The organism is Pseudomonas tehranensis (assembly GCF_014268615.1).
Lineage (GTDB): Bacteria > Pseudomonadota > Gammaproteobacteria > Pseudomonadales > Pseudomonadaceae > Aquipseudomonas > Aquipseudomonas tehranensis.
The window spans coordinates 65,151-87,633 of record NZ_JABWQV010000001.1; the positions used below are offsets into that span (position 1 = coordinate 65,151).

19 protein-coding genes are annotated in these 22,483 nt (G+C 59.4%); 6 read left to right on the forward strand and 13 right to left on the reverse strand.

Translation table 11 applies throughout. The features are described from left to right. Window positions 1-13 precede the first annotated feature (13 nt). Window positions 14-817, reverse strand: a complete 804-nt coding sequence (locus tag HU811_RS00295; protein WP_186653366.1) for a helix-turn-helix transcriptional regulator — start codon at window positions 815-817, stop codon at window positions 14-16. A 97-nt stretch (window positions 818-914) separates the two neighbouring features. Here HU811_RS00295 and HU811_RS00300 point away from each other — a divergent pair, with 97 nt between their 5' ends. Together HU811_RS00300 and HU811_RS00305 are read left to right on the forward strand one after the other, a co-directional pair. Continuing rightward, window positions 915-1,907: a threonine dehydratase gene (locus HU811_RS00300; RefSeq protein ID WP_186653083.1), complete on the forward strand. Its 993-nt coding sequence runs from the start codon at window positions 915-917 to the stop codon at window positions 1,905-1,907. A gap of 144 nt (window positions 1,908-2,051) precedes the next feature. Further along, a complete protein-coding gene (locus HU811_RS00305) occupies window positions 2,052-3,761 on the forward strand; it encodes a sensor domain-containing diguanylate cyclase (RefSeq protein ID WP_186653084.1) in 1,710 nt (569 codons plus the stop codon). A 106-nt stretch (window positions 3,762-3,867) separates the two neighbouring features. Here the strand turns inward: HU811_RS00305 and HU811_RS00310 are convergent, their stop codons facing one another. The 3 genes from HU811_RS00310 to mhpT form a co-directional block, all read right to left on the reverse strand. Then, the gene (locus tag HU811_RS00310) at window positions 3,868-4,050 is read right to left on the reverse strand and encodes a hypothetical protein (RefSeq protein ID WP_092454721.1); all 183 of its coding nucleotides are present in this window, start codon (window positions 4,048-4,050) and stop codon (window positions 3,868-3,870) included. A 70-nt stretch (window positions 4,051-4,120) separates the two neighbouring features. Next, complete coding sequence (chrA, locus tag HU811_RS00315) at window positions 4,121-5,329, reverse strand: chromate efflux transporter (RefSeq protein ID WP_186653087.1); 1,209 nt, start codon at window positions 5,327-5,329, stop codon at window positions 4,121-4,123. A 117-nt stretch (window positions 5,330-5,446) separates the two neighbouring features. Further along, the gene (gene mhpT, locus HU811_RS00320; RefSeq protein WP_186653090.1) at window positions 5,447-6,664 is read right to left on the reverse strand and encodes a 3-(3-hydroxy-phenyl)propionate transporter MhpT; all 1,218 of its coding nucleotides are present in this window, start codon (window positions 6,662-6,664) and stop codon (window positions 5,447-5,449) included. 334 nt (window positions 6,665-6,998) lie between these two features. On the opposite strand from mhpT, the gene HU811_RS00325 reads away from it, so the two are divergent. Continuing rightward, entirely contained in the window at window positions 6,999-8,309 is a 1,311-nt protein-coding gene (locus HU811_RS00325; protein ID WP_186653093.1) for an OprD family porin, read from the forward strand. A gap of 133 nt (window positions 8,310-8,442) precedes the next feature. Here the strand turns inward: HU811_RS00325 and HU811_RS00330 are convergent, their stop codons facing one another. The 4 genes from HU811_RS00330 to HU811_RS00345 form a co-directional block, all read right to left on the reverse strand. Next, window positions 8,443-8,943: a lipocalin-like domain-containing protein gene (locus tag HU811_RS00330; protein WP_186653096.1), complete on the reverse strand. Its 501-nt coding sequence runs from the start codon at window positions 8,941-8,943 to the stop codon at window positions 8,443-8,445. 51 nt (window positions 8,944-8,994) lie between these two features. Further along, on the reverse strand, window positions 8,995-10,383 hold the full coding sequence (locus tag HU811_RS00335) for a tripartite tricarboxylate transporter permease (RefSeq protein WP_186653099.1): 1,389 nt from the start codon (window positions 10,381-10,383) through the stop codon (window positions 8,995-8,997). After that, window positions 10,380-10,856, reverse strand: a complete 477-nt coding sequence (locus HU811_RS00340) for a hypothetical protein (protein ID WP_186653101.1) — start codon at window positions 10,854-10,856, stop codon at window positions 10,380-10,382. The genes HU811_RS00335 and HU811_RS00340 overlap by 4 nt, the downstream gene beginning before the upstream one ends. A gap of 69 nt (window positions 10,857-10,925) precedes the next feature. After that, the gene (locus HU811_RS00345) at window positions 10,926-12,224 is read right to left on the reverse strand and encodes a hydroxymethylglutaryl-CoA reductase, degradative (RefSeq protein ID WP_186653104.1); all 1,299 of its coding nucleotides are present in this window, start codon (window positions 12,222-12,224) and stop codon (window positions 10,926-10,928) included. A gap of 137 nt (window positions 12,225-12,361) precedes the next feature. Between HU811_RS00345 and HU811_RS00350 the strand changes: the two genes are divergently transcribed. Beyond that, entirely contained in the window at window positions 12,362-13,732 is a 1,371-nt protein-coding gene (locus HU811_RS00350) for an aminotransferase-like domain-containing protein (RefSeq protein WP_186653107.1), read from the forward strand. Window positions 13,733-13,751: 19 nt separating this feature from the next. Here the strand turns inward: HU811_RS00350 and HU811_RS00355 are convergent, their stop codons facing one another. Further along, on the reverse strand, window positions 13,752-13,994 hold the full coding sequence (locus HU811_RS00355; RefSeq protein WP_092396497.1) for a hypothetical protein: 243 nt from the start codon (window positions 13,992-13,994) through the stop codon (window positions 13,752-13,754). A gap of 365 nt (window positions 13,995-14,359) precedes the next feature. On the opposite strand from HU811_RS00355, the gene HU811_RS00360 reads away from it, so the two are divergent. Together HU811_RS00360 and HU811_RS00365 are read left to right on the forward strand one after the other, a co-directional pair. Then, entirely contained in the window at window positions 14,360-15,055 is a 696-nt protein-coding gene (locus HU811_RS00360) for a tRNA (adenine(22)-N(1))-methyltransferase (RefSeq protein WP_186653109.1), read from the forward strand. Between the two features lie 151 nt (window positions 15,056-15,206). Further along, window positions 15,207-16,952 carry an OPT family oligopeptide transporter gene (locus tag HU811_RS00365; protein WP_186653112.1) on the forward strand — a complete coding sequence of 582 codons (1,746 nt, stop codon included), beginning with the start codon at window positions 15,207-15,209 and terminating at the stop codon, window positions 16,950-16,952. On the opposite strand, the gene HU811_RS00370 is transcribed toward HU811_RS00365, so the two are convergent. The 4 genes from HU811_RS00370 to HU811_RS00385 all read right to left on the reverse strand — a co-directional run bounded on the left by HU811_RS00370 (window position 16,903) and on the right by HU811_RS00385 (window position 22,435). After that, window positions 16,903-18,312 (reverse strand): MFS transporter, encoded by a 1,410-nt coding sequence (locus tag HU811_RS00370; protein ID WP_186653115.1) that lies wholly within the window; start codon window positions 18,310-18,312, stop codon window positions 16,903-16,905. The two genes, HU811_RS00365 and HU811_RS00370, sit on opposite strands and share 50 nt — an antisense overlap. A 52-nt stretch (window positions 18,313-18,364) precedes the next feature. Then, a complete protein-coding gene (locus HU811_RS00375) occupies window positions 18,365-19,594 on the reverse strand; it encodes an OprD family porin (protein ID WP_186653117.1) in 1,230 nt (409 codons plus the stop codon). A gap of 116 nt (window positions 19,595-19,710) precedes the next feature. Continuing rightward, a complete protein-coding gene (locus HU811_RS00380) occupies window positions 19,711-21,075 on the reverse strand; it encodes an MFS transporter (RefSeq protein WP_177218153.1) in 1,365 nt (454 codons plus the stop codon). Between the two features lie 82 nt (window positions 21,076-21,157). Continuing rightward, complete coding sequence (locus tag HU811_RS00385) at window positions 21,158-22,435, reverse strand: FAD-dependent oxidoreductase (RefSeq protein ID WP_092396509.1); 1,278 nt, start codon at window positions 22,433-22,435, stop codon at window positions 21,158-21,160. Window positions 22,436-22,483: the final 48 nt, after the last annotated feature.

The following is a 22,483-nucleotide window of genomic DNA, read 5'->3' on the forward strand; positions in this document are numbered from 1 at the left end:
AGAAGTCTTGAACTCAGCGCAACTGCACCGGACTCACCCCAAGCCGTTGCTTGAACGTGGTTGCCATGTGCGCCTGGGAATTGAACCCGCAGGCGAGGGCGATTTCCGACAGCTTGGCAGTGGAATCACGCATCAGTGCGCGGGCCTTGGCCAGGCGCCGGTCGATCAGGTAACTGTGTGGGCTTTTACCCGTGGCGAGCTTGAAGGCGCGCATGAAATATCCCTCGGACAACCCCAGCAAACCGGCCATCGCCGATACGCCTAGCGGCTCGTCAAGACTCGCCTCGATAAACTCATCCAGCTGGCGCATGCGCCGGGGGGTGATAGCGCCTTGGCAGGGTGTCGACAACGCCGCGTCACCCGTCGCCCGTTGCGCCAGCGCCAATGCCCAGGTTTCCCAGTCGTCTTCCACACCGGCACGTAACAGCGCGCCGCGCATTCGCAGAGCCAGATGAATGGCCCGCTGGTCGATACGATTGTTGAATGCCCGATCCCCGGTCAAAAGGGCGCCGTCGGTACGCATCACCCGCAGGTATTCGCCGCCTTTGCGTGATTCGGAGAACACGTCGCACCCGGCCGGGACGAATGCCAGGCCGTTGGGCATCGCCTCGAAGGGAAGCACTCGATCGCTGCCGAGGGCGTGCACGCCGCGCTGGCTGTCGAAGGCAAAACCAATCGACGCCTGGGTTGCCACATAGCGGGTCGAGTAAGCAGCGCTGGGCAGTAATTCGATCACCCAGGACCCGGTCTCGACACGGCGGACCGGTTCAGACAAGGGCGCGGGTGGTCGGCTATTTGAATGGCTCATGAGCGTCATAGTAGTCAAGACAGGGCGCAAAAGTCAGGTCGGTTTTTTGAAAGCCGACCCAAGGCTGTGGTGTCTAGACTGGCTAGCCACTCAGGGAGACAACCTCATGCATCGACTGACTCGTGACGATATTGAACAGGCTGCTCGCCATGTTTACCAAGTGATGCCCGCCACTGCCCAGTATTCCTGGCCCTTGCTGGCCCAGCGGCTGGGCTGCACGGTGTGGGTCAAGCACGAGAACCACACCCCCACCGGCGCTTTCAAGATACGCGGCGGCATCACCTTCATGCATTGGCTCAAGCGCGAACATCCAGAAGTAAAAGGCATCGTCTCCGCCACCCGTGGCAACCATGGCCAAAGCCTGGCGCTGGCGGCGAGTGCGCTGGGTTTGAAGGCGTTGATAGTCGTGCCCCAGGGCAACTCGCTGGAAAAGAACAATGCCATGCGCGGCTTTGGCGGTGAGGTCATTGAGTGTGGCCGGGATTTTGATGAAGCCCGTGAAGAGGCAGCCCGCTTGGCGCAAGTGCATGGGCTGTTCCTGGTGCCACCGTTTCACCTGGAACTGGTCAAAGGCGTGGCCACGTACGCACTGGAACTGTTCACCGCCGCGCCGCAGCTCGATACGGTCTATGTGCCGATTGGCTGTGGGTCGGGCATTTGTGGCGTGATCGCCGCTCGCGATGCGCTGGGCCTGAAAACCCGGGTGGTGGGCGTGGTGTCCACTGAAGCCATGGCTGCAAAGTTGTCGTTTGAGGCCGGCGAAATACGCGAAACCGCCTCGGCAGATACCTTTGCTGATGGCCTTGCCGTGCGCAAACCGATTCCCGAGGCGTTCGCCCTCTATGCCGCGGGGGCCGCACGGATCGTAGCGGTCAGTGAGGCGGAAATTGCCCATGCCATGCGCGTCTATTACACCGACACCCATAACCTCGCCGAAGGGGCCGGCGCCGCGGCCTTGGCGGCGCTTATTCAGGAGCGTGAAGCCAGGGTGGGGGAAACAGTGGGGGTGATTCTGTCGGGTGGCAATGTCGATCGATCGGTGTATGCGGGCGTGATCGGGGGGGTAACAAGCAAATCACTGGGCGTTGGCGCACCCTGAAACTAGCGTTGTCCACCACTACCGGTTGCGGGTATTGTGGCTGCCAAGGTTCGTAGAGGATGCGGCGGCCCGCTCGTTAGTGCTGTGCGGTTTCGTTCACCTATAAAGCCGACATCGTTTGGGTATCCAAGAGCGAAATCGTCAGTGCCTCACCGTAAAACCAGTCTTCTTCTCGCCGCCACCACCGCGACTCTCGTCATGTCCGTCACAGCGGCCGTGGGTCCCTTCACGCTGTTCTGGACTAATGAGACCCGGCTGGAGCGAAACGTTGTCGAGTCCCAAATTGAAAGTATCCGCAACGTTCAGAGTCTATTAGTTGATGCTGAGACCGGTGAGCGTGGCTTTGCTTTGACGGGAAAAGACGTCTTCCTGCGGCCTTACTATATCGCCGTATCCCAACTGCCTGCGGCCCTCAAGAGCTTGCGCCGGTTTTATCAAGAGGATCTGACCGAAGAGGTTGCCCGCGTCGAAGACCTCATCGCGCACGCTGAGCTGAAAATGGAACACCTGGATCGGGTGGTGAAACTGACGAGCCTTCAGGGAAATGCAGCGGCAGAGGCGGAAATAGCCGCTGGTGGGGGTATAGATCTAATGGACGCTATCCGTACCATAAGCGCGAAACTTATTGCTGACGAGACGGAGGAGCTCGCAGCGCTGGAGCATCAGCTTCTGGGCAATATTCGCTGGGCTGTTGCGATTTCCATTGTGAGTTTTATCGTTACCCTGATGTTAGGTCGCTTTATCTACACATCCATGCGCAGTAGTGTGCGTCGACAATCGGAGTCCGCCACAGCGGCGATCCTGGCCAGCGATCAGCTAAGCCAAAGCCTGGAGCGTTTGAAGCGTCGCAACGGGGAGATCGGCCTTCTCGCTGAAATGGCGAGGTTGGTGCAAACAGAGTTATCTCAAAAGGAGATACTCCAGCTCGCCAGTACATACTGTCAGCGATTGATACCTGCCAGCGAAGGGGAGTTCTTCCTCTATCGCAACTCAGCTGATGTTCTGCAGCACGCTGCATCCTGGGGCCGGACGGCGGAGGGTGACGTTGATGTGATACTTAACCCCAAGGATTGCTGGGCAATCAGGCGGGGACGATGGCATTTGGCTGAGCATCACCACGATCTTTGCTGCCCCCATTACCCATCGGCGTCTGGCTCCGACCAGGTGACCGATTGTTGTCTTCCATTGATGGCTTACGGCGAGATTCTGGGGCTGTTACATATCCGTCAAATAGGCCTGAGGGATCTGTCCGAGGAGGGGCTGCAGATCGCCGAAGCAGTGGCGGAACAAACGGCTCTGGCTTTGGCCAATGGCAGAATGCGCCAGGTGCTGGAAACACAGTCTATAAAGGACCCGCTCACTGAGCTGTATAACCGGCGTTTCATGGATGAGACGCTTAAGCGCGAATTATCACGTTCCGAGCGCAATGGTTCTTGCCTCAGCGTAGTCATGCTGGACCTCGACAACTTCAAGCATTTGAATGACGCTTACGGTCATTCTGCAGGCGATGCTGTTCTTCGCGCAGTCTCCGCGCTGATTTTGCAATCATTGAGATCGTCCGATATTGCTTGTCGATTTGGCGGAGAAGAGCTGATAGTCATTCTTCCAGATTGTCCATCTGAGGGCGCTACGTCACGGGCTGAAGCGATACGGGCGTCTCTTGAAGGGATGAGTCTCAAAGACCATGGCCAGACTTTTACTGTCACTGCTTCTTTCGGGGTCGCCTCTACAGAGACGAGCGGCACTGATCAAAACGCTCTTCTGAAAAATGCTGACTTAGCGCTTTACGCGGCCAAGCGATCAGGAAAAAACAGAGTTGAATGTTGGCCAGTACTTGAAATAGGAACCGCCTAGGTTCCAACAACGAATCGCTTTTTGGAGGTGACCCAGCCCTGGTCACCTCCCTTCAAGGGAAATGGTGCAAACCGTAAAACTGACCTCGATGGGCTGGTGCATTGGGTTAGTGACCATCCGCCACCTTGCGTTCTATCTCGGCTATTTTTCGTCTCAGTTCCTCAGCCTCCTCCTCGGTTTGAGCTGGAGTGGGGCCGTCCTCGACATCGCTTTCAACCTGTACGCCGGATGTATCGGTAGACGGGTTGTGCGAAGTTTTTTCCAGGTCGTCATCGTCATTGTTGTTCATATCGCTCACCTCTGTTGGCCTACACATTGGATGCAGCGGTATGGCGTGAGTTCGAGTTTTTTGCCAGCGATCAGGATAGAACCGCGCTCAACAATCCACCCGCGATGCCGCTTCCGATCACCACCAGCCACGGCGGCAACTTCCAGAACATCAGGGCGACCAGTGCCACCAGGGCGAGTCCGAAATCCTGGGGTGCGTGAATTGCGCTGGTCCAGACAGGGTTGTAGAGGGCAGCCAGTAACAGGCCAACCACCGCCGCATTGACGCCCAACAGTGCGGCTTGGGTGCGCACGTTACGGCGCAGGCGCTCCCAGAAGGGTAATGCGCCGACGACCAGCAGAAAGGAGGGGGCGAAGATTGCCAGCAGGCAGATCAGGCCGCCCAACCAGCCGGAGGGGGGATTGTTCATCGAGGCACCAAGAAACGCCGAAAAGGTAAACAAGGGGCCAGGGACAGCCTGCGTCGCGCCATAGCCGGCCAAAAAGGCGTCATTGCTGACCCACCCGGTAGGCACCACCTCGGCTTGCAGCAGCGGCAACACGACATGCCCGCCACCGAACACCAGTGCCCCGGCACGGTAGAAAGCGTCCACCATCGACAGCGTCTGATTCGGGAACATGGCCGACAGCAGCGGCAATCCCATCAGCAGGGCAAAGAACAGCGTCAACCAGAGTAGGCCAACTCGACGCCTGACCGTTATTGGCAGGGGATCATGGGTTGAATCGTGCTGAGGCTTGAATAGCACGAGGCCGATGATCGCTGCGATGGCGATGACCCCTACCTGTCCCCATGCCGTCGGCATCAGAAGGACGAAGCAGGCCGCCGCCGCCATGAGGGTGATGCGCGGTGCATCCGGGCAAAGATTGCGCGCCATTCCCCACACGGCTTGGGCCACCACGGCGACGGCCACCACCTTCAGACCGTGTAGCACGCCGGAAGGCAGCGCATCTCCGTAATGGGCGATGCCCAGCGCAAACAGAATCAGGGCAATCGCTGACGGTAGCGTGAAGCCTGCCCATGCGGCCGCCGCCCCGGCGTAGCCAGACCGGGACAGCCCGAGCGCGATCCCGACCTGGCTGCTGGCGGGCCCTGGCAGGAACTGGCACAGAGCAACCAGATCCGCATAGCTGCGTTCGCTTAGCCACTGTCGCCGCGTCACGAACTCTTCGCGAAAATAGCCCAAGTGGGCAATGGGGCCACCGAAAGAGGTCAAGCCCAATCGTAAGAAGATCAGAAAGACCGCCCAAGGGCTGCGGTCAGTTCCAGCGGTATCGGCCATGGTCACACCTAGGGCTGTGGCAGTGTGGCGCGATAATAATCGAATTACGTTAACGAAAAACGATATAAAGGCGAACACTTGGACGCTCTTACTAATCGGTGTTGCACCCCGTTGCTATCAGGCTTTGGCCTTATCCATCGATAGGCTCGGTGGGGCAGAGCGGACAATGACGCTGATGATGGTCAATGCCGCAATCACCAAACCGGGCGAGGTGGCCAGCAAGACACCGGTGGTGCCGGCTCCGGCCGCCAGAATCTGCCCGGCCGCCAAAGGCCCGGCCACCGAGCCTAAACGACCGATCGCTACCGCTGCGCCAACGCCGGTGGCGCGCACCGACGTTGGATAGGAGGGTGGAGCCAGGGCGTAAAGCACCAGTTGCGCAGCCATCACAAACAACCCGGCTGCAAAACCGGCAATGGCCATGGGGACGATGCCCACAGACAGGCCGACCCCGCCCAGCGCCCCCAATAATCCGGTGTACACGAACAGCACCACCTTGATGCCGTTGCAGCGATCCAGCAACAGTCCGCCAAGCAAGGAACCGAGGGCACCGCCGATATTGAAGAGCATCTGCACCAGGCCTGCCTGGGGTTTACTGAAGCCCTGTTCCAGCAACAGCGAGGGCAGCCAGTTGAGCAACATGTACATCACGGTGAGGGTGAAGAAGTAGCTCAACCACAACGCCAGGGTCACGCTGGCCCGGCCTTCGCCGAACAAGGCTTGACCGGTTGACGTGCGCATGGGGTTGGCGGTGTCTTGTTGCTGGCGAAAGGCGCTGGATTCGGGCAGCAATACCATCATCAGTGGCACCACCAGCAACGGCGCGAGCCCGCCGATGATGAAGGTCGTCTGCCAGTGTTCGGGAAACAGCATGGCGACCACCGCCGCCAGAGCCCCACCCAATGGCACGCCGGCATACATGATGCTGATAGCCGTACCGCGCCGTTGCTCGCCCACGGCTTCGGCACACAGGGCGATCAGGTTGGGCAGGGCGGCGCCCAGGCCCAGGCCAGTCATGAAGCGCACCAGCAGCAGGCTGGAAAAAGAGCCGACATAGGCCGTGCTGAGCGAAAACACGCCAAACAGCAACACCGCTGCGATGAGGATTTTCTTGCGACCGATGCGATCGGCAATCCAGCCACCGAAGAAGGCGCCCGGCAGCAAACCGATAATGCCGGCACTGAACACCCAACCCATCATTTTCGGGTCCAGGGCGAAGGTCTGACGCAGCCCTGCGGCGGCAGTGCCGGCAGCTTGCAGGTCAAAGCCTTCAATCAAAGCGACGATAAAACACAGGGCAATGGTCAGCGTCGTGCGACGTGATGGGGTGTCCATGGCAAACCTCTTTATTATTTTTGTGAGTGTACTGACGGGCGCACGCAGGCTTGCTCGCATCCCGCAATGCCAAGCCGAAATTAAGATTAACAAAGATAACTAAAAAATGAACGCTCACAGAAGAAGTTCAAAATAATCACTATAAGCTTATTTAAATCAATGGCATGCAATGTATTTTTTGGGTTTTATTGAAAATAGATATGAACATTAATGTTCGATTATCGGCCAGTATGGATTGACGGCGCCTCCGCCTTTTCCCACTCTCTGGCCCGAGATCGCGGCTATATGGCTGTCGATCACGTTCAAAAAAAACAACAATAAGTGGACATCGGACATGGCGAACTCACCCCAGGGCGTCCTTGCGACGACCTCAGTCTCACCTCTTTGCGCACGCGGCCTCGTCCTGTTGGGCTTATATGCGGTCACCACCCCCGCACTGTCGGAAGGCTTCATCGACGATAGCCACGGCACCTTGACCTTGCGCAATTTTTACCTGGATCGGGATTACAAGGACGAGGGGGCGAAAACCGCGGCTCGGGAGTGGGCTCAGGGCTTTATCATGAATGTGGAGTCGGGGTTTACGCCGGGCACTGTCGGTTTCGGCCTGGACGCCCGTGGGTTGATGGGGGTCAAGCTGGATTCCTCACCGGACCGCAGCGGCACTGAATTGCTGCCGGTGTCCAGCAGCGACAAGCGCGCGGCGGATGAATATTCGCGCCTGGCCATGACTGCCAAAATGCGCTTTGCGCAAACCACGGTGAAGAGCGGCGATGTGTCGATCTTCCTGCCGTTCGCCTTTGCCAGCCCGTCGCGGTTGCTGCCGCAGACGTTTCGCGGCACCACGCTCAGTTCCAAGGACATCGACGGACTGACGCTCAATACCGGCTACATCGATCGCATCAACAAGCGTGACTCCACCGACTACCAGCCAATGAGCATCGCTTCGCCGAACGGGCGTTTCAACGGTGCGGCCACCTCATCGCACATGGCCTATGTCGGTGGCGATTATCAGGTAAACAAAGACCTCAGCCTGCGGGTTTATCACGCTGAAGTAGCCGACCTGTACCAGCAGAACACCCTGGCCTTGCTGCATAACGTGCAAGTGGGCGAAGGCACGTTGAGCACTGACCTGCGCAGTTTTTTCAGCGACGAAGAGGGCAGTGCCAAGGGCGGCAAGGTGGACAACCGCAACCTCTCGGCGTTGTTCGGTTATCGCTTTGGCGGTCATCGCCTGAGCCTGGGTTACATGCACGCCAGCGGCGACACGGCGACGCCTTATGTGTCAGGCACTGAGTTGATGGGCATGAGCGAGTTGACCATGAGCTCGGACTTTCTCAACGCCAAGGAACGGACCTGGCAGGCGATCTACGATTATGACTTCGCCGCCGCCGGGGTGCCCGGCTTGAAGAGCCGGCTGCGTTACGTGCGCGGTGACAATATCGAACTGGCGGCACTCAATGCCGACGACCGTAAGGAGCGGGAATTCCAGATGGAACTGGGCTATGTGATCCAGGGCGGTCCGCTGAAGAATGTCGGGTTGATGGTGCGCAAATCGATCTATCGCAACGACTTTCCGGCCGGCGCGGCGTTCCGCGATGAAAACCAGACCCGCTTCCTGGTGCTCTACACGGTGCCGATCTGGTAAGCCGTGGGGCGAGTGGATACCCGCGTTGCGCAAGCGTGGGCTGAGCTGTGCTCAGCTCAGCTCACCTCACCTCACCTCACCTCACCTCACCTTGGATTGAGCCGGCCCGGTCAGGGCTGCTCGCGACGCACAGCTACTTCACCCGCTCAAAGATGATATGAACCTTCGTTCCGTCGGGACGCTGGAAATTTTCCACCATCCGGTTGCCGTCGACTTTCAGTTGCAGGTCATCTTGAGTACGTGTCGCGCCCACCCAATTCGGGAACGTCGATCCTTCGACGGTATTGCCGGTGAACTCGCCGTTCTGGTCGACGGTATATCGTCCGAAAAAACCGATGCTCCCAGCCATCGCTGCTCGGTTTTCTTCATCGGTTCCTTCGCCCCGAACGCTGGATCGAAACGCGGGCACTCGCGGATCGGTGAGCACCTCGACAAACGTCAAATCTTCAGTGAACACCAGCCATCCATGTGGATTGGGGCCGTACGCATCCGATCGGATGCCATCGCGTTCAATGGTTGCGCTGACCATTTTCCATGTCCCGACCAGTGGGCTTTTCGTGGCGGAAAACGTAGCGGTGCAAAGCGAAAAGGCCATGATCGCACCCGCTGCCAGTACCGATATTTTCAGGGTCATTCGCATCACCGTTGTGGGTTATCTGAACACTGTTGTAGAGGGTTAAAAACATCACGCATTCATCAGGGCAACCAGGGCGGGAACAGACAGCACGGCTGTGTAATAGCCCATGAACTGCACACCGATGTTGAAACCCAAAAAGCGTGAAAGGAAACCGCCCAGCAGGCCGATGGTGACGATCACCAGCAACCCCAGCAGACCACCTTCCCAGATGCCGATCACCAGGATCAGGCCAACAAAGGTCGAGATCACCGCTTCGTGACTGATCTTGCGCGACACATAGGACGCGGCTCTGTGGGCGTAATTCATGGTGAAGGGGTAAGCGATCAGGATGGCGACGACCACCGCCAATAACCCGTAGCCAAAAAACTCCCAGGTGCTGAGCAGCGAATGCAAGTTGTTTACCTCGCCTGTCGTCGCGTCGACGCTAAAGCGCGGTGGGGCATTGAACAGTGGCGCTGCCGGGCCCGCTGCGACAGGGCTCAGTGGCAGGCCGAAGGCGATCAGCGGGATCAAGGCTTCGGCCAGGTAGGTTGATTCCGTAACGCCGTTTCGAGCGGTGATGACCGTGGTCAGGCGATGGTAGACATGCTTGACCCTCGAACCGACGAGCTCGCCCATGATCACGGTCATGGCCACCGGGCTGAACACAAAGGTCGCGCTGGAGATCACCGCAGTAATGGCCGTCCACAGGCTCTGCTTACTGTCCAGCACCTTGAGCGGATTAGGAAAAAAGCCACCCCAGCTTTTTACATCGGGCGACAGGGAAAACGTGCGCACTTGCTGGCGTCGCATGGTTTCCCGCTCGGCGGGCGCGAGCAGCGAGAACAGCGCGGCGATCAACGGGCCAATGGCGATGCCCAGAAAGTAACTGACGCTGAGCTTGACCCCGAACTGTGCGGTCATGGTTTGCAGGCCAACGATGATCATGACGAACGGAATCAGCGTCAGCACGGCGGCCAGACGACCTTTGGAGAACCACGCGATCGCCACCGCCGCGAGCAGGAACACCCAAGGCGCAGCCTGCTTGATCATGTCCCCGAACGGCGCCAGCATCAGCGCGAACAATACGGCCATTGGCACGGCGATCAACGCGGCAATGACCGCCCCGGAAATCATCTTGCGCAGGGCAATGTGGGGCACGCCCAAGTTGCGCAGAAAGTTGGCCTCGCGCATCAATGGCGTCGCCATGGTGTCGCCAGGAATACCCAGCAACGCTGTCGGGACGGCATGGGTCATATGTTTGGCGACGGCGCCGGCCAGAAAGAACGTCAGCACGCCGGGGGCCGGGACGCCCAGCAGGACGACCAGCAAGGTCAAAGGGGCGAGGGTGGTGGTTTCATCGCTCCCGGAGATGAGCCCGATCCCGGCAAAAATCACCGCCCCCAGAATCCCCATGCCCAGTGCCATCAGGATCTGGTCCATCAGTGGAACGATCATGATTGACCTCCATTGCCACTGACTGCGCCGACACCCACGGTGGCTGTTGCAGCGGGGCTTTTCGCGGGCGCACCAAGGCCTTTCTCGTAATCGGCGAACAGCTCATACAGGTCCATTTCACGCAGTTCCGCGATCGTCGCCGGCGGCAGATCAGCCAGACTGCCCAGTGGGCCGTACTCGTTCTGCAACTCAATCAGGATTTTTGCGCGCAAAGCCGGATCCGCCAGATGTTCTATGACATGGCGCTTGGGTTTGAAAAGCAGCGCACTGATGGCGCCACCTGCCAGGCAGCCCACAATACCTACCAGCATCGCGTAGGCGCGGGCCATCTGCGCGGAGTCCACCCAGCCGACAAGCAGGTGCTGGGCGATAAAAAAAGCGCCGAGGCTCACGGCTGCACCGATGCCTATGGAGTAGAGCAGGTGGCGACCATCAACCGTGTCGCCCCATACTTCAAATAGTTCGGATTTCATCAGGATTCTCCCACTGCCCCTGGAGGGTTTTATTGTTATGAACGTGAAGAGATGTGCTTGAGTTCGTGGCTATGAGTCCGACGCCTGCGCGCGTTTTTGCCCAAGAAGTTCAGCGGCTTTGTCTGAGCGCACGTCCCGGGCTTGAACCATCTGCGCGACCAGCCAATCGACCTCATCGCCCCTGGCTCCCGCCGAAAGCGCAATGTTGCGTGCATGCAAAGCCATGTGCCCGCGTTGTATCCCCTCGGTAGACAGCGCACGCAACGCCCCTAGGTTTTGGGCGAGGCCGACCGCCACGGCAATTTCGGCAAGTTCCTGAGCGGTTTTCACGCCCAGGATGCGTAACGACAATTGCGCCAGCGGGTGAGTCTTGGTCGCGCCGCCGACCAGGCCAACGGGCATGGGCATCTCCAACGTTCCCACTAGATGGCCCCTGCCATCTTTTTCCCAGGTCGTCAGTGACCCGTAATGTCCGTTACGACAGGCATAGGCGTGTGCTCCGGCTTCCACCGCGCGCCAGTCGTTGCCGGTGGCGACGATCAATGGGTCGATGCCGTTCATGATGCCCTTGTTGTGGGTGGCTGCACGATAGGGATCGACCACTGCAAAATTGTAAGCATCGAGAATGCCTTCAATGACGTCCTCGCCCTTGTAGGCTTTGGTGGTGAGATGTTCCGGTGCAATACGGATCTGGGCTCGGGCAAGCCGCAGGTCGGCCAGATTCGACAGAATGCGCAGGCGGACCTTGCCGCCGGTAATCTGCTCCATCAGCGGGGCCACGGCTTCAGCCATCGTGTTTACGGTATTGGCCCCCATCGCGTCGCGTACATCCACGATAAGGTGGGCGACCAGCATGGGGCCACGAGGGCTCTGGGCGAAGGTATGCACTTCGATGTCGCGGCAACCGCCACCCAACTGGTTCAGCAGTTGATCCTTGCGGTTGGCCAGTTCGATGATTTCGTCCTTGCGGCGCAACAGACTCAGACGGGCATTGAAGGGATCGTCGATGTCCACGATCTGCACTTGCGCGCGCATCAGCGGCAGCGAGCTGGAGGTCTGAAAACCACCGGCTTCGCGCGCCAGTTTGGCCATGAACGAGGCGGCGGCGACCACCGAAGGCTCCTCGACGACCAACGGCACGATGACGTCGCGTCCGTTAATCTGGAAGTTGCTCGCGACAGCGTAGGGCAATTCAAATTTTCCGATGACGTTCTCGATCATGCCATCGGCTATTTCCAGGGGCAGGGCGCCGGCATCGCGGAGCAGGGCAACGTCATCTTCTGCAAGCTCAAGCAGCTGTTGCAAGTGGTTCAGGCGTTCGGCTGGCGACAGGCTGCGGAACATCGGGAGGCGGGAGTCGATACTCATGGAAGGCATCCGGTTGCAGTTATTGTTTTTCAATGCCTGCCACCCTATGCGTATGTGTCCTGGCAAAAAAGGTACAGTTTGGACAGACAGTACCTAAGCTGTACCCTCTGCGAATCATTCACCCAGGACTTCGTACGATGGCGCGACTGACGCTTGCCCAAGAGCTGACGGCATCATTGGTTGCGCAGATCGGCAACGGCACCTACCGAGTGGGTGACCGTTTACCGTCCCTGCGCGAGTGCATGCGTCTGTTTGGTCATTCGAAAAATACGGTGATCAACGCTTATGAATCGCTGGCCTCCCAAGGACTGGTCGAGGCGCGTCACGGGCAGGGTTTCTTCGTGACACGAGGCGCGCCGAGCAGCAGCGAACCGGAAGAGCCACTGCCCTTTACCCGGGCGATGGACACCATCTGGCTGATGCGTCAGCAGTTTGTCCGAGAGCCGGGGCACTCGCCGCTTGGGGAAGGTTTTCCGCCCGTAGAGTGGCTGATGGATCTGCGCTTGGACAAGTTCACGCGCCAGATCATGCGCATGGGTGTCACCACGCTTTTTCGCTACGGCAACCGGCTGGGTAACGCTGCATTGCGCCAACACCTGGTGCAAAAACTGGCGAGCTATTCGATTACCGCCAGTGCGCGGCAAATCGTAACGACCCATGGGGCCAATCACGCACTGGATCTGATCATCCGCCGCTTCATTGCCCCGGGGGATTACGTTTTTGTCGAGGATCCGGGCTATTACCCGCTGTTTGGCAAGCTGCAACTGCAAGGGGCGCGGATGTTATCCGTACCCCGATTGCCGGACGGGCCGGACCTGGACGTGCTGGAGCAGCATCTTCTGTTGCACAAGCCAAGATTATTTTTCATTCAGTCGGTTGGGCACAATCCGACGGGCTCCGATATCTCCCCCGGCAAAGCCCATCGACTGGTCCAGTTAGCCCATGAGCACAACTTTATCCTGGTGGACGACGACGCGTTGGCTGATTTCAAACCGGCGTCGGCCATCAAGGTGTCTGCGCTGGATCAATTGAACCGTTCACTGTACGTGGGCAGTTTTTCCAAATCGGTTTCTGCGGCATTGAGGGTGGGGTTTATCGCAGGAAGCAAGGACGTCATCGACGAACTGGGTGATCTGAAAATGCTCCTGCACACCAGCACTTCGGAGCTGTGTGAGCGAACCATTGATGTCATCCTGACGGAGGGGCATTTTCTGCGACATCAGATCCGCCTGCAGGAGCGGCTCAAGAGCGCCACTGCGGCAGGTTTGCAGATGCTCGATGAGATAGGCGCCGAGGTATTCTTTCGTCCAGAGCAGAGTCTGTATTTGTGGGCCCGGTTTGCCCACATTGATGACGCCAAGGAGCTGACCCGGCAACTGCTGCCGAAGGGATTCATGATTGCTCCCGGTCACATATTTTCACCGGAGCAGTCGCGTATCAATCCCTGGACGCGATTGAATGTCGCGTACCTGAATGACCCGTTGCTTAAGGCGGTGTTGAGTGGCTGATGGCTCACCGCTCACCGTGCTAAGGCTGGGTGTGCGCGCCGGTTGAAACAACGCTTTCGTTGCCGTCTACGCCCCGCGCCTCAACCGGCACCCAGAGGCGTTCACTGCGACATTTGAATTTCACGCCTTTGCGCGGCGCCATCGCCCTGGCGTTGTCCATGCACACCGCCCTGGAGGCAAAAGTCGGCCCCGGCTTTCGCTCTTCTACACAACCTTCAACGCCGCTGCAGATAGCCATAACCACAAAATAAACGGTCATCATCCTGAATGCTCCTATTAGAGCGATGCGATTAATTGCTCTGCCGTCAGGCCCTGAAATGCTGGCGGTGACAGTCGGATGATGTGCCTGCTTTCAAAGCCTCAGCAATGGCCCGCATGGGCCAATCGTCGGAAAAACGTCGTTTGTTCAGTTTTTTTCAGATTTCAAATATCGGCGCCAATTCGTTGGCGTTTTTCGCGGGTCGAGCGGGTATTCCCTATGGAAAACGTGGGAAAGGATCTGAGGTCAGCCATCAGCTCTGGTTAGTGAGCCGGTTTGACCCGTTGCGCGATGAGTGTTGTGATTGCCCCTCGGCTGGGCACCTGCTCAGGCTTGATCCAGAAGTGGGTGATGAACAGGAGCAGCAGTTGAACGAACAGACATTGTCCCAGCGCCTGGAGCGTGTGGCGGCGCATGTACCGGCCGGTGCGCGCCTGGCCGATATCGGCTCGGATCACGGCTACCTGCCGGTGGCATTGATGCGCCGGGGTGTGATTGCGGCGGCGGTGGCTGGCGAGGTGGCGTTGACTCCGTTTCGTTCGGCTGAACGCACGGTGCGCGAGAACGGTTTTACCCAGCAGGTCATCGTGCGCCTGGCCGACGGCCTGGCGGCGATCGAGCCCGGAGACGGGATCACGGCCGTCAGCCTGTGCGGCATGGGCGGCGAGACGATCCGCGACATTCTCGCCGACGGCAAGGCGCGCCTGAGCGGCCAGGAACGGCTGATCCTGCAGCCCAACGGCGGCGAGCAGCCACTGCGTCAATGGCTGATGGAAAATGGTTATCGCATCTGCTTCGAAGAAGTGCTGCGGGAAAACCGCTTCTACTACGAAATCATCGTCGCCGAGCGCGCCGGGCCCGTGACGTACACCGCGCAGGAGCTGTACTTCGGGCCATTGCAGATGCGCGTCCGCAGCCCGGCGTTCCTGGCCAAGTGGCAGCGTATGCTGCGCCTCAAACAGCGCACCTTGACGCACTTCACCCGGGCGCGACAGGCCGTGCCGGAGGATAAGGTGCAAGAGATGGCTCGGCAAACCCAGTGGATCAGCGAGCTGTTGGCTTGAGCCCTCAACCACCCCGCGAACGCCTGGACAGGAATGTCCCGTGCTGGCAGGGGCTTCTCGCAGTCATGTGAACCTTCCGCCAATGCAGCGCTCATTTGTTAAGTCGCCGCGTTGAGTGATCGCGCTGTCTCATTGCCGATAAGGAATTCGCATGCACCCAACCTCGCCAACCATCGCCCTGGATTACCCTGTCGAACGTGAGCTGAGCCTGCGAGCGGTCAGTACCGGCATCGTAATCGGTATCCTGTTGACGCCTTCCAATGTGTACGCCGGCCTCAAGATTGGCTGGTCGTTCAACATGTCGATCATTGCCTTGCTGATCGGCTATGGCATTTGGCAAGGCCTGGCCAAGCGTTCGGCCGCTCAACTGCCCTGGACGCTGCACGAAAGCAACATCAACCAGACCGTGGCCTCGGCCGCTGCATCAATCATTTCCGGTGGGCTGGTTGCGCCGATCCCGGCCTATACCTTGCTGACCGGTCAACAGTTGGACGCCATCCCAATGATTGCCTGGGTGTTCTCGGTGAGCTTCCTGGGGATCTGGATCGCCTGGTACCTGCGGCCCTCATTGCTCAACGACAAGGCGCTGAAATTCCCCGAGGGCATGGCGACCCTGGAAACCCTTTTGCACATCTACAACCACGGCCACGAAGCGGCGAAGCGCTTGAAGGTGTTGCTCAGCGCTGCGTTGCTGTCGGGGTGGGTCAAAGGGGTTGATACCTTCCTGTGGACCTTCCCGCGCTGGTCGCCGACTCCGCAGCTGGAGCGCCTGACGTTTACCGCTGACCCTTCACTGTTGTTGGTCGGTTTTGGCGCGATCATCGGGATTCGCGTCGGCCTGACCCTGCTGCTCGGCGCCTTGCTGGCATGGGGCGGGTTGGCGCCGTGGCTGCTGGCGCAGGGTCTGGTGCAACTGCCGCCGGGCAGTAGCGGTCCGCAGTTCGCGGCGCTGGTGGAGTGGTTGCTGTGGCCGGGCGTGAGCCTGATGGTCTGTGCGACCCTGACCTCTCTGGCGATTCGCTTGTGGGCCTTGCACAAGTCCACCAGGGCAGGTGGTGGGGCGACCTGGGCGGCCCCCAAGGCGGGGCCCGCCGCCGGTTTCCTGCTGGCGATTATATTGGTGGTGAGCCTGCAAGCACTGTTGTTTGGCATCAACCCGTGGATGGCCTTGTTGACCATTCCCTTGGCGATCTGCCTGGCGGCCGTGGCCGCCCGTGTGGTCGGCGCCACGGGCATTGCCCCCATCGGCGCCATCGGACAATTGTCCCAACTGAGTTTTGGCATCGTCGCCCCCGGGCAGGTGCCGATCAACTTGATGAGCGCCAACACCGCCGGCGGTTCGGCTGGGCAATGCACGGATTTGATGAACGACTTCAAGGTGGGCCGGGCGATTGGCGCCACGCCGGGCAAGCAGTTGATCGCGCAAACCCTGGGGATTTTCGTCGGCAGCATCGTCGGGGTGTTGGCCTACCTGGCCCTGATCCCGGACCCGCAAGGGATGTTGCTCACCCAGGAATGGCCGGCCCCGGCGGTCGCCACCTGGAAAGCCGTGGCGCAAACCCTGACCCTGGGGCTGGACTCACTGTCAGCGAGCATTCGCTGGGCGGTCATCATCGGTGCCGTGGCCGGCTTGCTGCTAGGGATCCTCGACAGCGTACTGCCCGCGCACCGGGCCCGTTACCTGCCAAGCACGGCGGCTTTGGGCCTGGCCTTCGTCTTGCCAGCCTCGGTGTCACTGATGATGGCCCTCGGCGCGGTACTCACCTGGCTGGTGAGCTGCCGCTGGCCGAGCCTTACAGAACGCTTTGCCATCACCGCGGCGGCGGGGTTGATTGCCGGGGAGAGCATTACCGGGGTGGGGGCGTCGTTGTGGCAGATGGTTGGGAATGGGGGATGAGGGTATTGTCCAACGTTAACGTTTTGTTCACGGTTGCGCGCCGATCAATGCGGGCCACGACATAGGCGCACACGCCAAGTACCGCAGGACACAGGGCCAGTACGGCGAAGCTCTTCACCACGGGCATGCCGCTGTTGAGCACATAGGCCCCGAGTAACGGCCCACATACAGAGCCGATCTTACCCATGGACGCGGCCCATCCGGCGCCGTTGCCGCGAATGGCACTGGGGTAGAAAATCCCGGCGATACTGGTGATGCCGTAGTGGCTGCCCTTGACGAAAATAGCGCCCATCAGGCTCAGTGCAATAAAGGCGTCGCCTTGCAGTTCGCCGATACCCAGGACCAGCAAAAAGGGTAACGACAACAGGGGGTATATCATTACGGCGTAGGGCCCACGAGTGTCGACCACTCGCATCAACACGAGCCCGGCCATGGCTCCGCTGAACGAGGCGAAGGAGCTTACCCATGACGCGGTAGCCCGGTCGAAGCCTGCATACTGGTACACCAGTGGGCTCCATGAAGCGAGAAAGTACATGGCCATGGAGCTTGCTCCGAAGCCAATCCAGATCATGGGCGTGATCCATTTCAGTTTGCCGATGAACAACTGTCCGACACGGAAGGGGCGGTGGCCAAGGTCGATTTCATCGCCCAGAAAATAGCGGTCCCCGGCGCGAAGATCGATGCCAGGATCCAGGCGCTTGAGGATTCGCGCCACGGTTTCGGGCCGTTTGTGCTTGCTCACCAGAAATCGCACCGATTCTGGCAGGGTGAAAAACAACAACACACTGGAAAGCAAAGTCGCGATGCCGCCCAGGGCAAACACGCTGGCCCAGCCGTAGTGTGGAGCCATCCAAACGGTCAGGGGGCCGGCAACCGCGCCGCCCAGGCTGAAGCCAACCATGATGATGGTGATCACGCTTGCACGGTAGCGCTTGGGCACAAACTCGATATTCAAAGCCCAGCAAAGTGGCAGCATGGCGCCCAAGGCAAAGCCATTGAGAAAGCGCAAGATCAGCAGCGAGGCGTAGCTATCGGCTAGGGTGAACAGCAAGGTCATCAGGCCAAAGGCGCTGGTGGACAGGATGATGGTCGGGCGACGGCCGATCCGGTCGCCCAGATAACCGAAAAAGAATCCACCCAACATCATGCCGAACAAACCTATGGAAAAGATGTTGCCCAATTGCAGTTTATCCAGGCCAATGTCCTCGGCCATGTAGGCGGCGGTATGGGAGAGCATCAGCAAGTCAAAGCCATCGAGGAAGGTGATCAGCACCGACACACAAATGATCAGATAGTTGAAACTCGACAGTTTGCGCGCCTCAATCAAGGCGGCGACATCAATTGCGCGTGACGGGATCATGATTGCTCTCCACACAGTAAGACCCAAGTGAGCGTGTTCCGGTGTGCCAGGCTCACCACAATTTCCAGGTGTAACCGACGATCAGGCGATTTTCATCGAGCTGCTGGGTCAGGCCATCCCCAGACCGGTACGTGACGTTGCGCCAGCGCAGGTTCAGGCCTTTCAGGGCACCGCTCTGGAGGACGTAGGTCAGGTCGGTATCACGTTCCCACTCACTGCCGTCGCTGACGGTGCTGGTGCGGATATCGCTGCCTTTCACATAACGGGTCATGAACGTCAGACCTGGTATGCCGAGCGCGGCAAAGTCATATTCGTAACGCAACTGCCAGGATTTTTCGTTGGCTTTAGTGAAGGAGTTATAGGTGACGAGGTTCGCCACATACGGAGTGCCGGTGTCGATCACTGGATACACACTGTCTCCCGACAGGTGCTGAAACGCCGCGGCGAATCGCTGGGCCCCGACGGTCAGGGTGAACATGCCATTGAAGTTGCGGTTGTCGATCTTCCCGGCCTTTGCGGCGCCAGTGTCGCTGCTGTCGACGTAGCGCAAATCGGAGCGCAGGCTGACGCCTTCTCCCAGTGGCAGTGTGTGAATCACGCCGGAAAAATGCTGGCGGTAGATGTCCTGCAGCTCACCCTGGTGGTAGCGCAGGGTCAGGTTCTTGCCCAGCGTATAGTCGCCGCCGAGCAGGTCCAGATGATCACTGCTCTGGCCGGCGTAGCTGATGTCATCATTACTCGAAGAGTCGCGGCCGTTGGCCGCTGTCAACCTCGCTGCGGTGACAGTCAAGTTCTCGACTTCGCTCGACGTCAGGTAGGCGCCGGTGAATGTGGAGGGCAGTAGTCGGGTGTCGCTGTAATACGCCAGCGGGTGAATCGGCATCAGGGCTCCTACCTTGAGCCGGGTCTGGGACAGGCGCATTTTTGCGGTCAGCCCCAGTTCGCTGTACTCGTCAACTGGCTGGTTGCTGTCGGGCCCGTAGGGCAACAGTCCGCTGCCCCGTCGACCTCGGCCCGAGTCGAGCTTGATCCCCAGTTCGCCCAAGGCATCGAGGCCAAATCCAACGGTACCTTCGGTGTAGCCAGACTGAAGTTCGGCGAAGAAGCCTTGGGTCCACTCTTCGGCTTTGGCCTGGGGCGCGCCACTCTGGCGAAAGTCGCGATTGAGATAAAAATTGCGTGTCGTCAAGGTCGCGCTGCTGTCCTTGAAAAAGTCTGCCTGGACGTAGGTGCCGTGACAGAAGAGTGCAAACGCGGTGAAGAAGGGTAGATTCCTGTTCATTTTTTTATTGCTCTCAGGAGAGGGAAGACGATTATTCAGGGCGAGTTTTGCCTGACCGCGTCGGTGACGACGCGGAGCAGCAGGCATGGGCAAAGTGGTGAGTCAGAGGCCGGCGGTCACGTCTGTGATGGTGCTGGCAATGGATCCACTGCAAGGTCGTGGCGGGTCAGGTGACCGATGCCGAACGCACAGGCGGCCAGCATGGCCGGACATATGGCCAGGACCAGGAAGCTCTTGACCACTGGCATTCCGCTGTTCAGTACATAAGCGCCCAGCAATGGGCCGAGGATCGAGCCGATCTTGGCGATCGAGGTTGCCCAGCCCGCGCCATTGGCACGAATAGCGCTAGGGTAGAAGACCCCGGCGATACTGAGGATGCCGTAGTGGGAGCCTTTGACGAACACGGCCCCGACCAGGCTCAGCATCAGGAATGCGGTGCCCTGCATGCCGGAGATGCCCAATACCAGCAGGAAAGGCAAAGCCAGCAGCGGATAGATCATCACCATGTAAGGGCCGCGGGTATCGACGAAGCGCATCATCGCCAAGCCCGCCATTGCGCCGCTGAACGAGGCGATCGAGCTGACCCACGAAGCTGTCGCGCGGTCAAATCCTGCGTATTGATAGACCAGTGGGCTCCACGAGGCGAGAAAGTACATGGCCATGGAACTGGCGGAGTAGCCCAGCCAGATCATTGGGGTGACCCATTTCAGGCGGCCGATAAACAGCTGGCTGACCCGAAATTCCTTGCGACCCAGATCCGGCTCGTCCAGTAGAACGAATTGGTCGCCAGGTCGCACATCCAGGCTCGCATCCATGCGCTTGAGCGTTGCCAGGATTTTTTCCGGGCCTTTACGCTTGCTGGCCAGGAACCGGACCGATTCGGGCAGGGTGAAAAACAGGAGCATGCTGGCGGCCAGGGTCAGTACGCCGCCTAACACGAACACCCCCTGCCAACCGACATGTGGCGCCAGCCAGACGGTGATCGGGCCAGCCATCGCGCTGCCCAGACTGAAGCCGACCATGATGATGGTCACCACCGTCGAGCGATAACGCTTGGGTACGAATTCAATGTTCAAGGCCCAGCACAACGGCAGCATCGCGCCTAGGGCGAAGCCGTTGAGAAAGCGCAGGACCATCAGCGACTCATAGCTGTTGGCCAAGGCAAACAGTAAGGTCAACACCCCAAATGAGCAGGTGGAAAAAAGAATGGTGGGACGCCGCCCGATTCGGTCACCCAGGTAGCCGAAGAAGAATCCACCGAGCATCATTCCCAGCAGGCCGATGGAGAAGATCTCGCCCAGTTGGATCTTGTCCAGACCCACTTCATCGGCGATGTAGGAAGCCGTGTGCGACAACACCAGTAAATCGAAGCCATCGAGGAAGGTGATCAGAACCGAGACCAGGATCACCACGTAGTTGAAGCGTGAAAGTTTGCGACCTTCGATAAGCGCCGCTACGTCCAGGGTGCGGGACTGTGACATGTGCGTTCTCCACTGCATTTTTTTATTGTTGTTGGAGTGGCGCCCCCTGTTTGGCGGGTGGCGCGTCGAACTGCTTTAAGCACTATTCCAGATTGAACGCCAGCCGCTCGCGCAATGCCGGGGCGGGTATGTCACTCAACCTGCCATCGGGGCCTGCGAGGTCCAGCGCATGGGCCGCAGCGGCGCCCATTGCGATACAGGGGCCCATCACCCGAACACTCGACAGCGCGGCCGCGTCGGCATCGATGCAGCGACCGGCGACGACCAGGTTATCGCTACCCTCGGCAAGCATGCTGCGCAACGGCACGCTGTGAATGTGATCGTCACCAAAGGGCTCCCACTGATAGCCACTGGTATTGCCGTGTAATTCCACTGGCCAGGATGTACGTGCTACCGCGTCCGGGAAGATCGTCGCCGCTCGTACTTCGTCGGTTGTCAAATGATGATGTCCGACAATCCAGCGGGTCTGGCGAATACCGGGCAGCGCGTATGCCCGAACCTTGGCCTTGCTGTAAGCCTCGGGGTACTCCGACTGAAGGAAGTTGATCACCTGGTCCACCTGCTGGCGCCCGGCGATCGCGACGTGGGAAGCGGCCACCGGATCCAGAGGCGTTTCGATGTGAGTCATGTTGAACGCTGCGGTGCCGCGCCCGGGGAACTGAAAGAACAGTCCGTCGTCGCGTTCGATACCGTAGCTTTTGGCTTTTTGTTTGACCCGTTCGGTGAATTGCGCGCGGGTGGGCAAGTACGCTTCATTGATGTGCTCAAGGACGAACATCTGGGTGCCATAGATGGGTGTGTCCGGCTCGCGACAGGCAAGCCCGGCATTCCAGACTAATGCCGCGTCTCCGCTGGCGTCGATAAAGCCGTTGGCCGCGACACGCACATCGCCGTAGCGGGTGGCCAGTTCCACTTCCCGGATCCGCGGACCTTCGCGCACTACATTGCGTAACACCGCACCGAGCACCACGGTGATCCCGGCGTCGAGTATTTTCTGGCCAATCCATCGGCCCAAGGCAACTTCGTCGTAGTAAACCACCGTCGTCAGGGGGCCAATAGCCTGGTGCAAGTCCCCTGAGGCACCCAGGTCACGAAGGATGTCGGCGGCGATACCGTGGGTCAGCAACCGGCGGTTCGGACCATTGGAAAACAACCCGCAGAAGGTCCCGATAATCGAACCGACCGCCTGGCCGCCGAGCATCGGCAGGGCATCGAACAGCACGACGCGTTTGCCGAGCGCAGCGGCCTCCAGAGCGGCGGAAATACCGGAGATACCAGCGCCGACAATGCAGACGTCGGCCTGCAAGCGTTGCGGGGTGGGGGCGCTGGTACGGCGTACCGTGCGAATGACATGAGCCATAAAACTACCTTTGGATATGTAATAAGGGCAGCCGAGCCCGAGCCCGAT

Excerpts from the sequence above, each read along its gene's own strand:
- HU811_RS00295 (WP_186653366.1), bottom strand. The coding sequence starts at position 817 with ATGACGCTCATGAGCCATTCAAATAGCCGACCACCCGCGCCCTTGTCT.
- HU811_RS00300 (WP_186653083.1), top strand. The coding sequence starts at position 915 with ATGCATCGACTGACTCGTGACGATATTGAACAGGCTGCTCGCCATGTT.
- HU811_RS00310 (WP_092454721.1), bottom strand. The coding sequence starts at position 4,050 with ATGAACAACAATGACGATGACGACCTGGAAAAAACTTCGCACAACCCG.
- chrA (WP_186653087.1), bottom strand. The coding sequence starts at position 5,329 with ATGGCCGATACCGCTGGAACTGACCGCAGCCCTTGGGCGGTCTTTCTG.
- mhpT (WP_186653090.1), bottom strand. The coding sequence starts at position 6,664 with ATGGACACCCCATCACGTCGCACGACGCTGACCATTGCCCTGTGTTTT.
- HU811_RS00325 (WP_186653093.1), top strand. The coding sequence starts at position 6,999 with ATGGCGAACTCACCCCAGGGCGTCCTTGCGACGACCTCAGTCTCACCT.
- HU811_RS00330 (WP_186653096.1), bottom strand. The coding sequence starts at position 8,943 with ATGACCCTGAAAATATCGGTACTGGCAGCGGGTGCGATCATGGCCTTT.
- HU811_RS00335 (WP_186653099.1), bottom strand. The coding sequence starts at position 10,383 with ATGATCGTTCCACTGATGGACCAGATCCTGATGGCACTGGGCATGGGG.
- HU811_RS00340 (WP_186653101.1), bottom strand. The coding sequence starts at position 10,856 with ATGAAATCCGAACTATTTGAAGTATGGGGCGACACGGTTGATGGTCGC.
- HU811_RS00345 (WP_186653104.1), bottom strand. The coding sequence starts at position 12,224 with ATGAGTATCGACTCCCGCCTCCCGATGTTCCGCAGCCTGTCGCCAGCC.
- HU811_RS00350 (WP_186653107.1), top strand. The coding sequence starts at position 12,362 with ATGGCGCGACTGACGCTTGCCCAAGAGCTGACGGCATCATTGGTTGCG.
- HU811_RS00355 (WP_092396497.1), bottom strand. The coding sequence starts at position 13,994 with ATGATGACCGTTTATTTTGTGGTTATGGCTATCTGCAGCGGCGTTGAA.
- HU811_RS00365 (WP_186653112.1), top strand. The coding sequence starts at position 15,207 with ATGCACCCAACCTCGCCAACCATCGCCCTGGATTACCCTGTCGAACGT.
- HU811_RS00370 (WP_186653115.1), bottom strand. The coding sequence starts at position 18,312 with ATGATCCCGTCACGCGCAATTGATGTCGCCGCCTTGATTGAGGCGCGC.
- HU811_RS00375 (WP_186653117.1), bottom strand. The coding sequence starts at position 19,594 with ATGAACAGGAATCTACCCTTCTTCACCGCGTTTGCACTCTTCTGTCAC.
- HU811_RS00380 (WP_177218153.1), bottom strand. The coding sequence starts at position 21,075 with ATGTCACAGTCCCGCACCCTGGACGTAGCGGCGCTTATCGAAGGTCGC.
- HU811_RS00385 (WP_092396509.1), bottom strand. The coding sequence starts at position 22,435 with ATGGCTCATGTCATTCGCACGGTACGCCGTACCAGCGCCCCCACCCCG.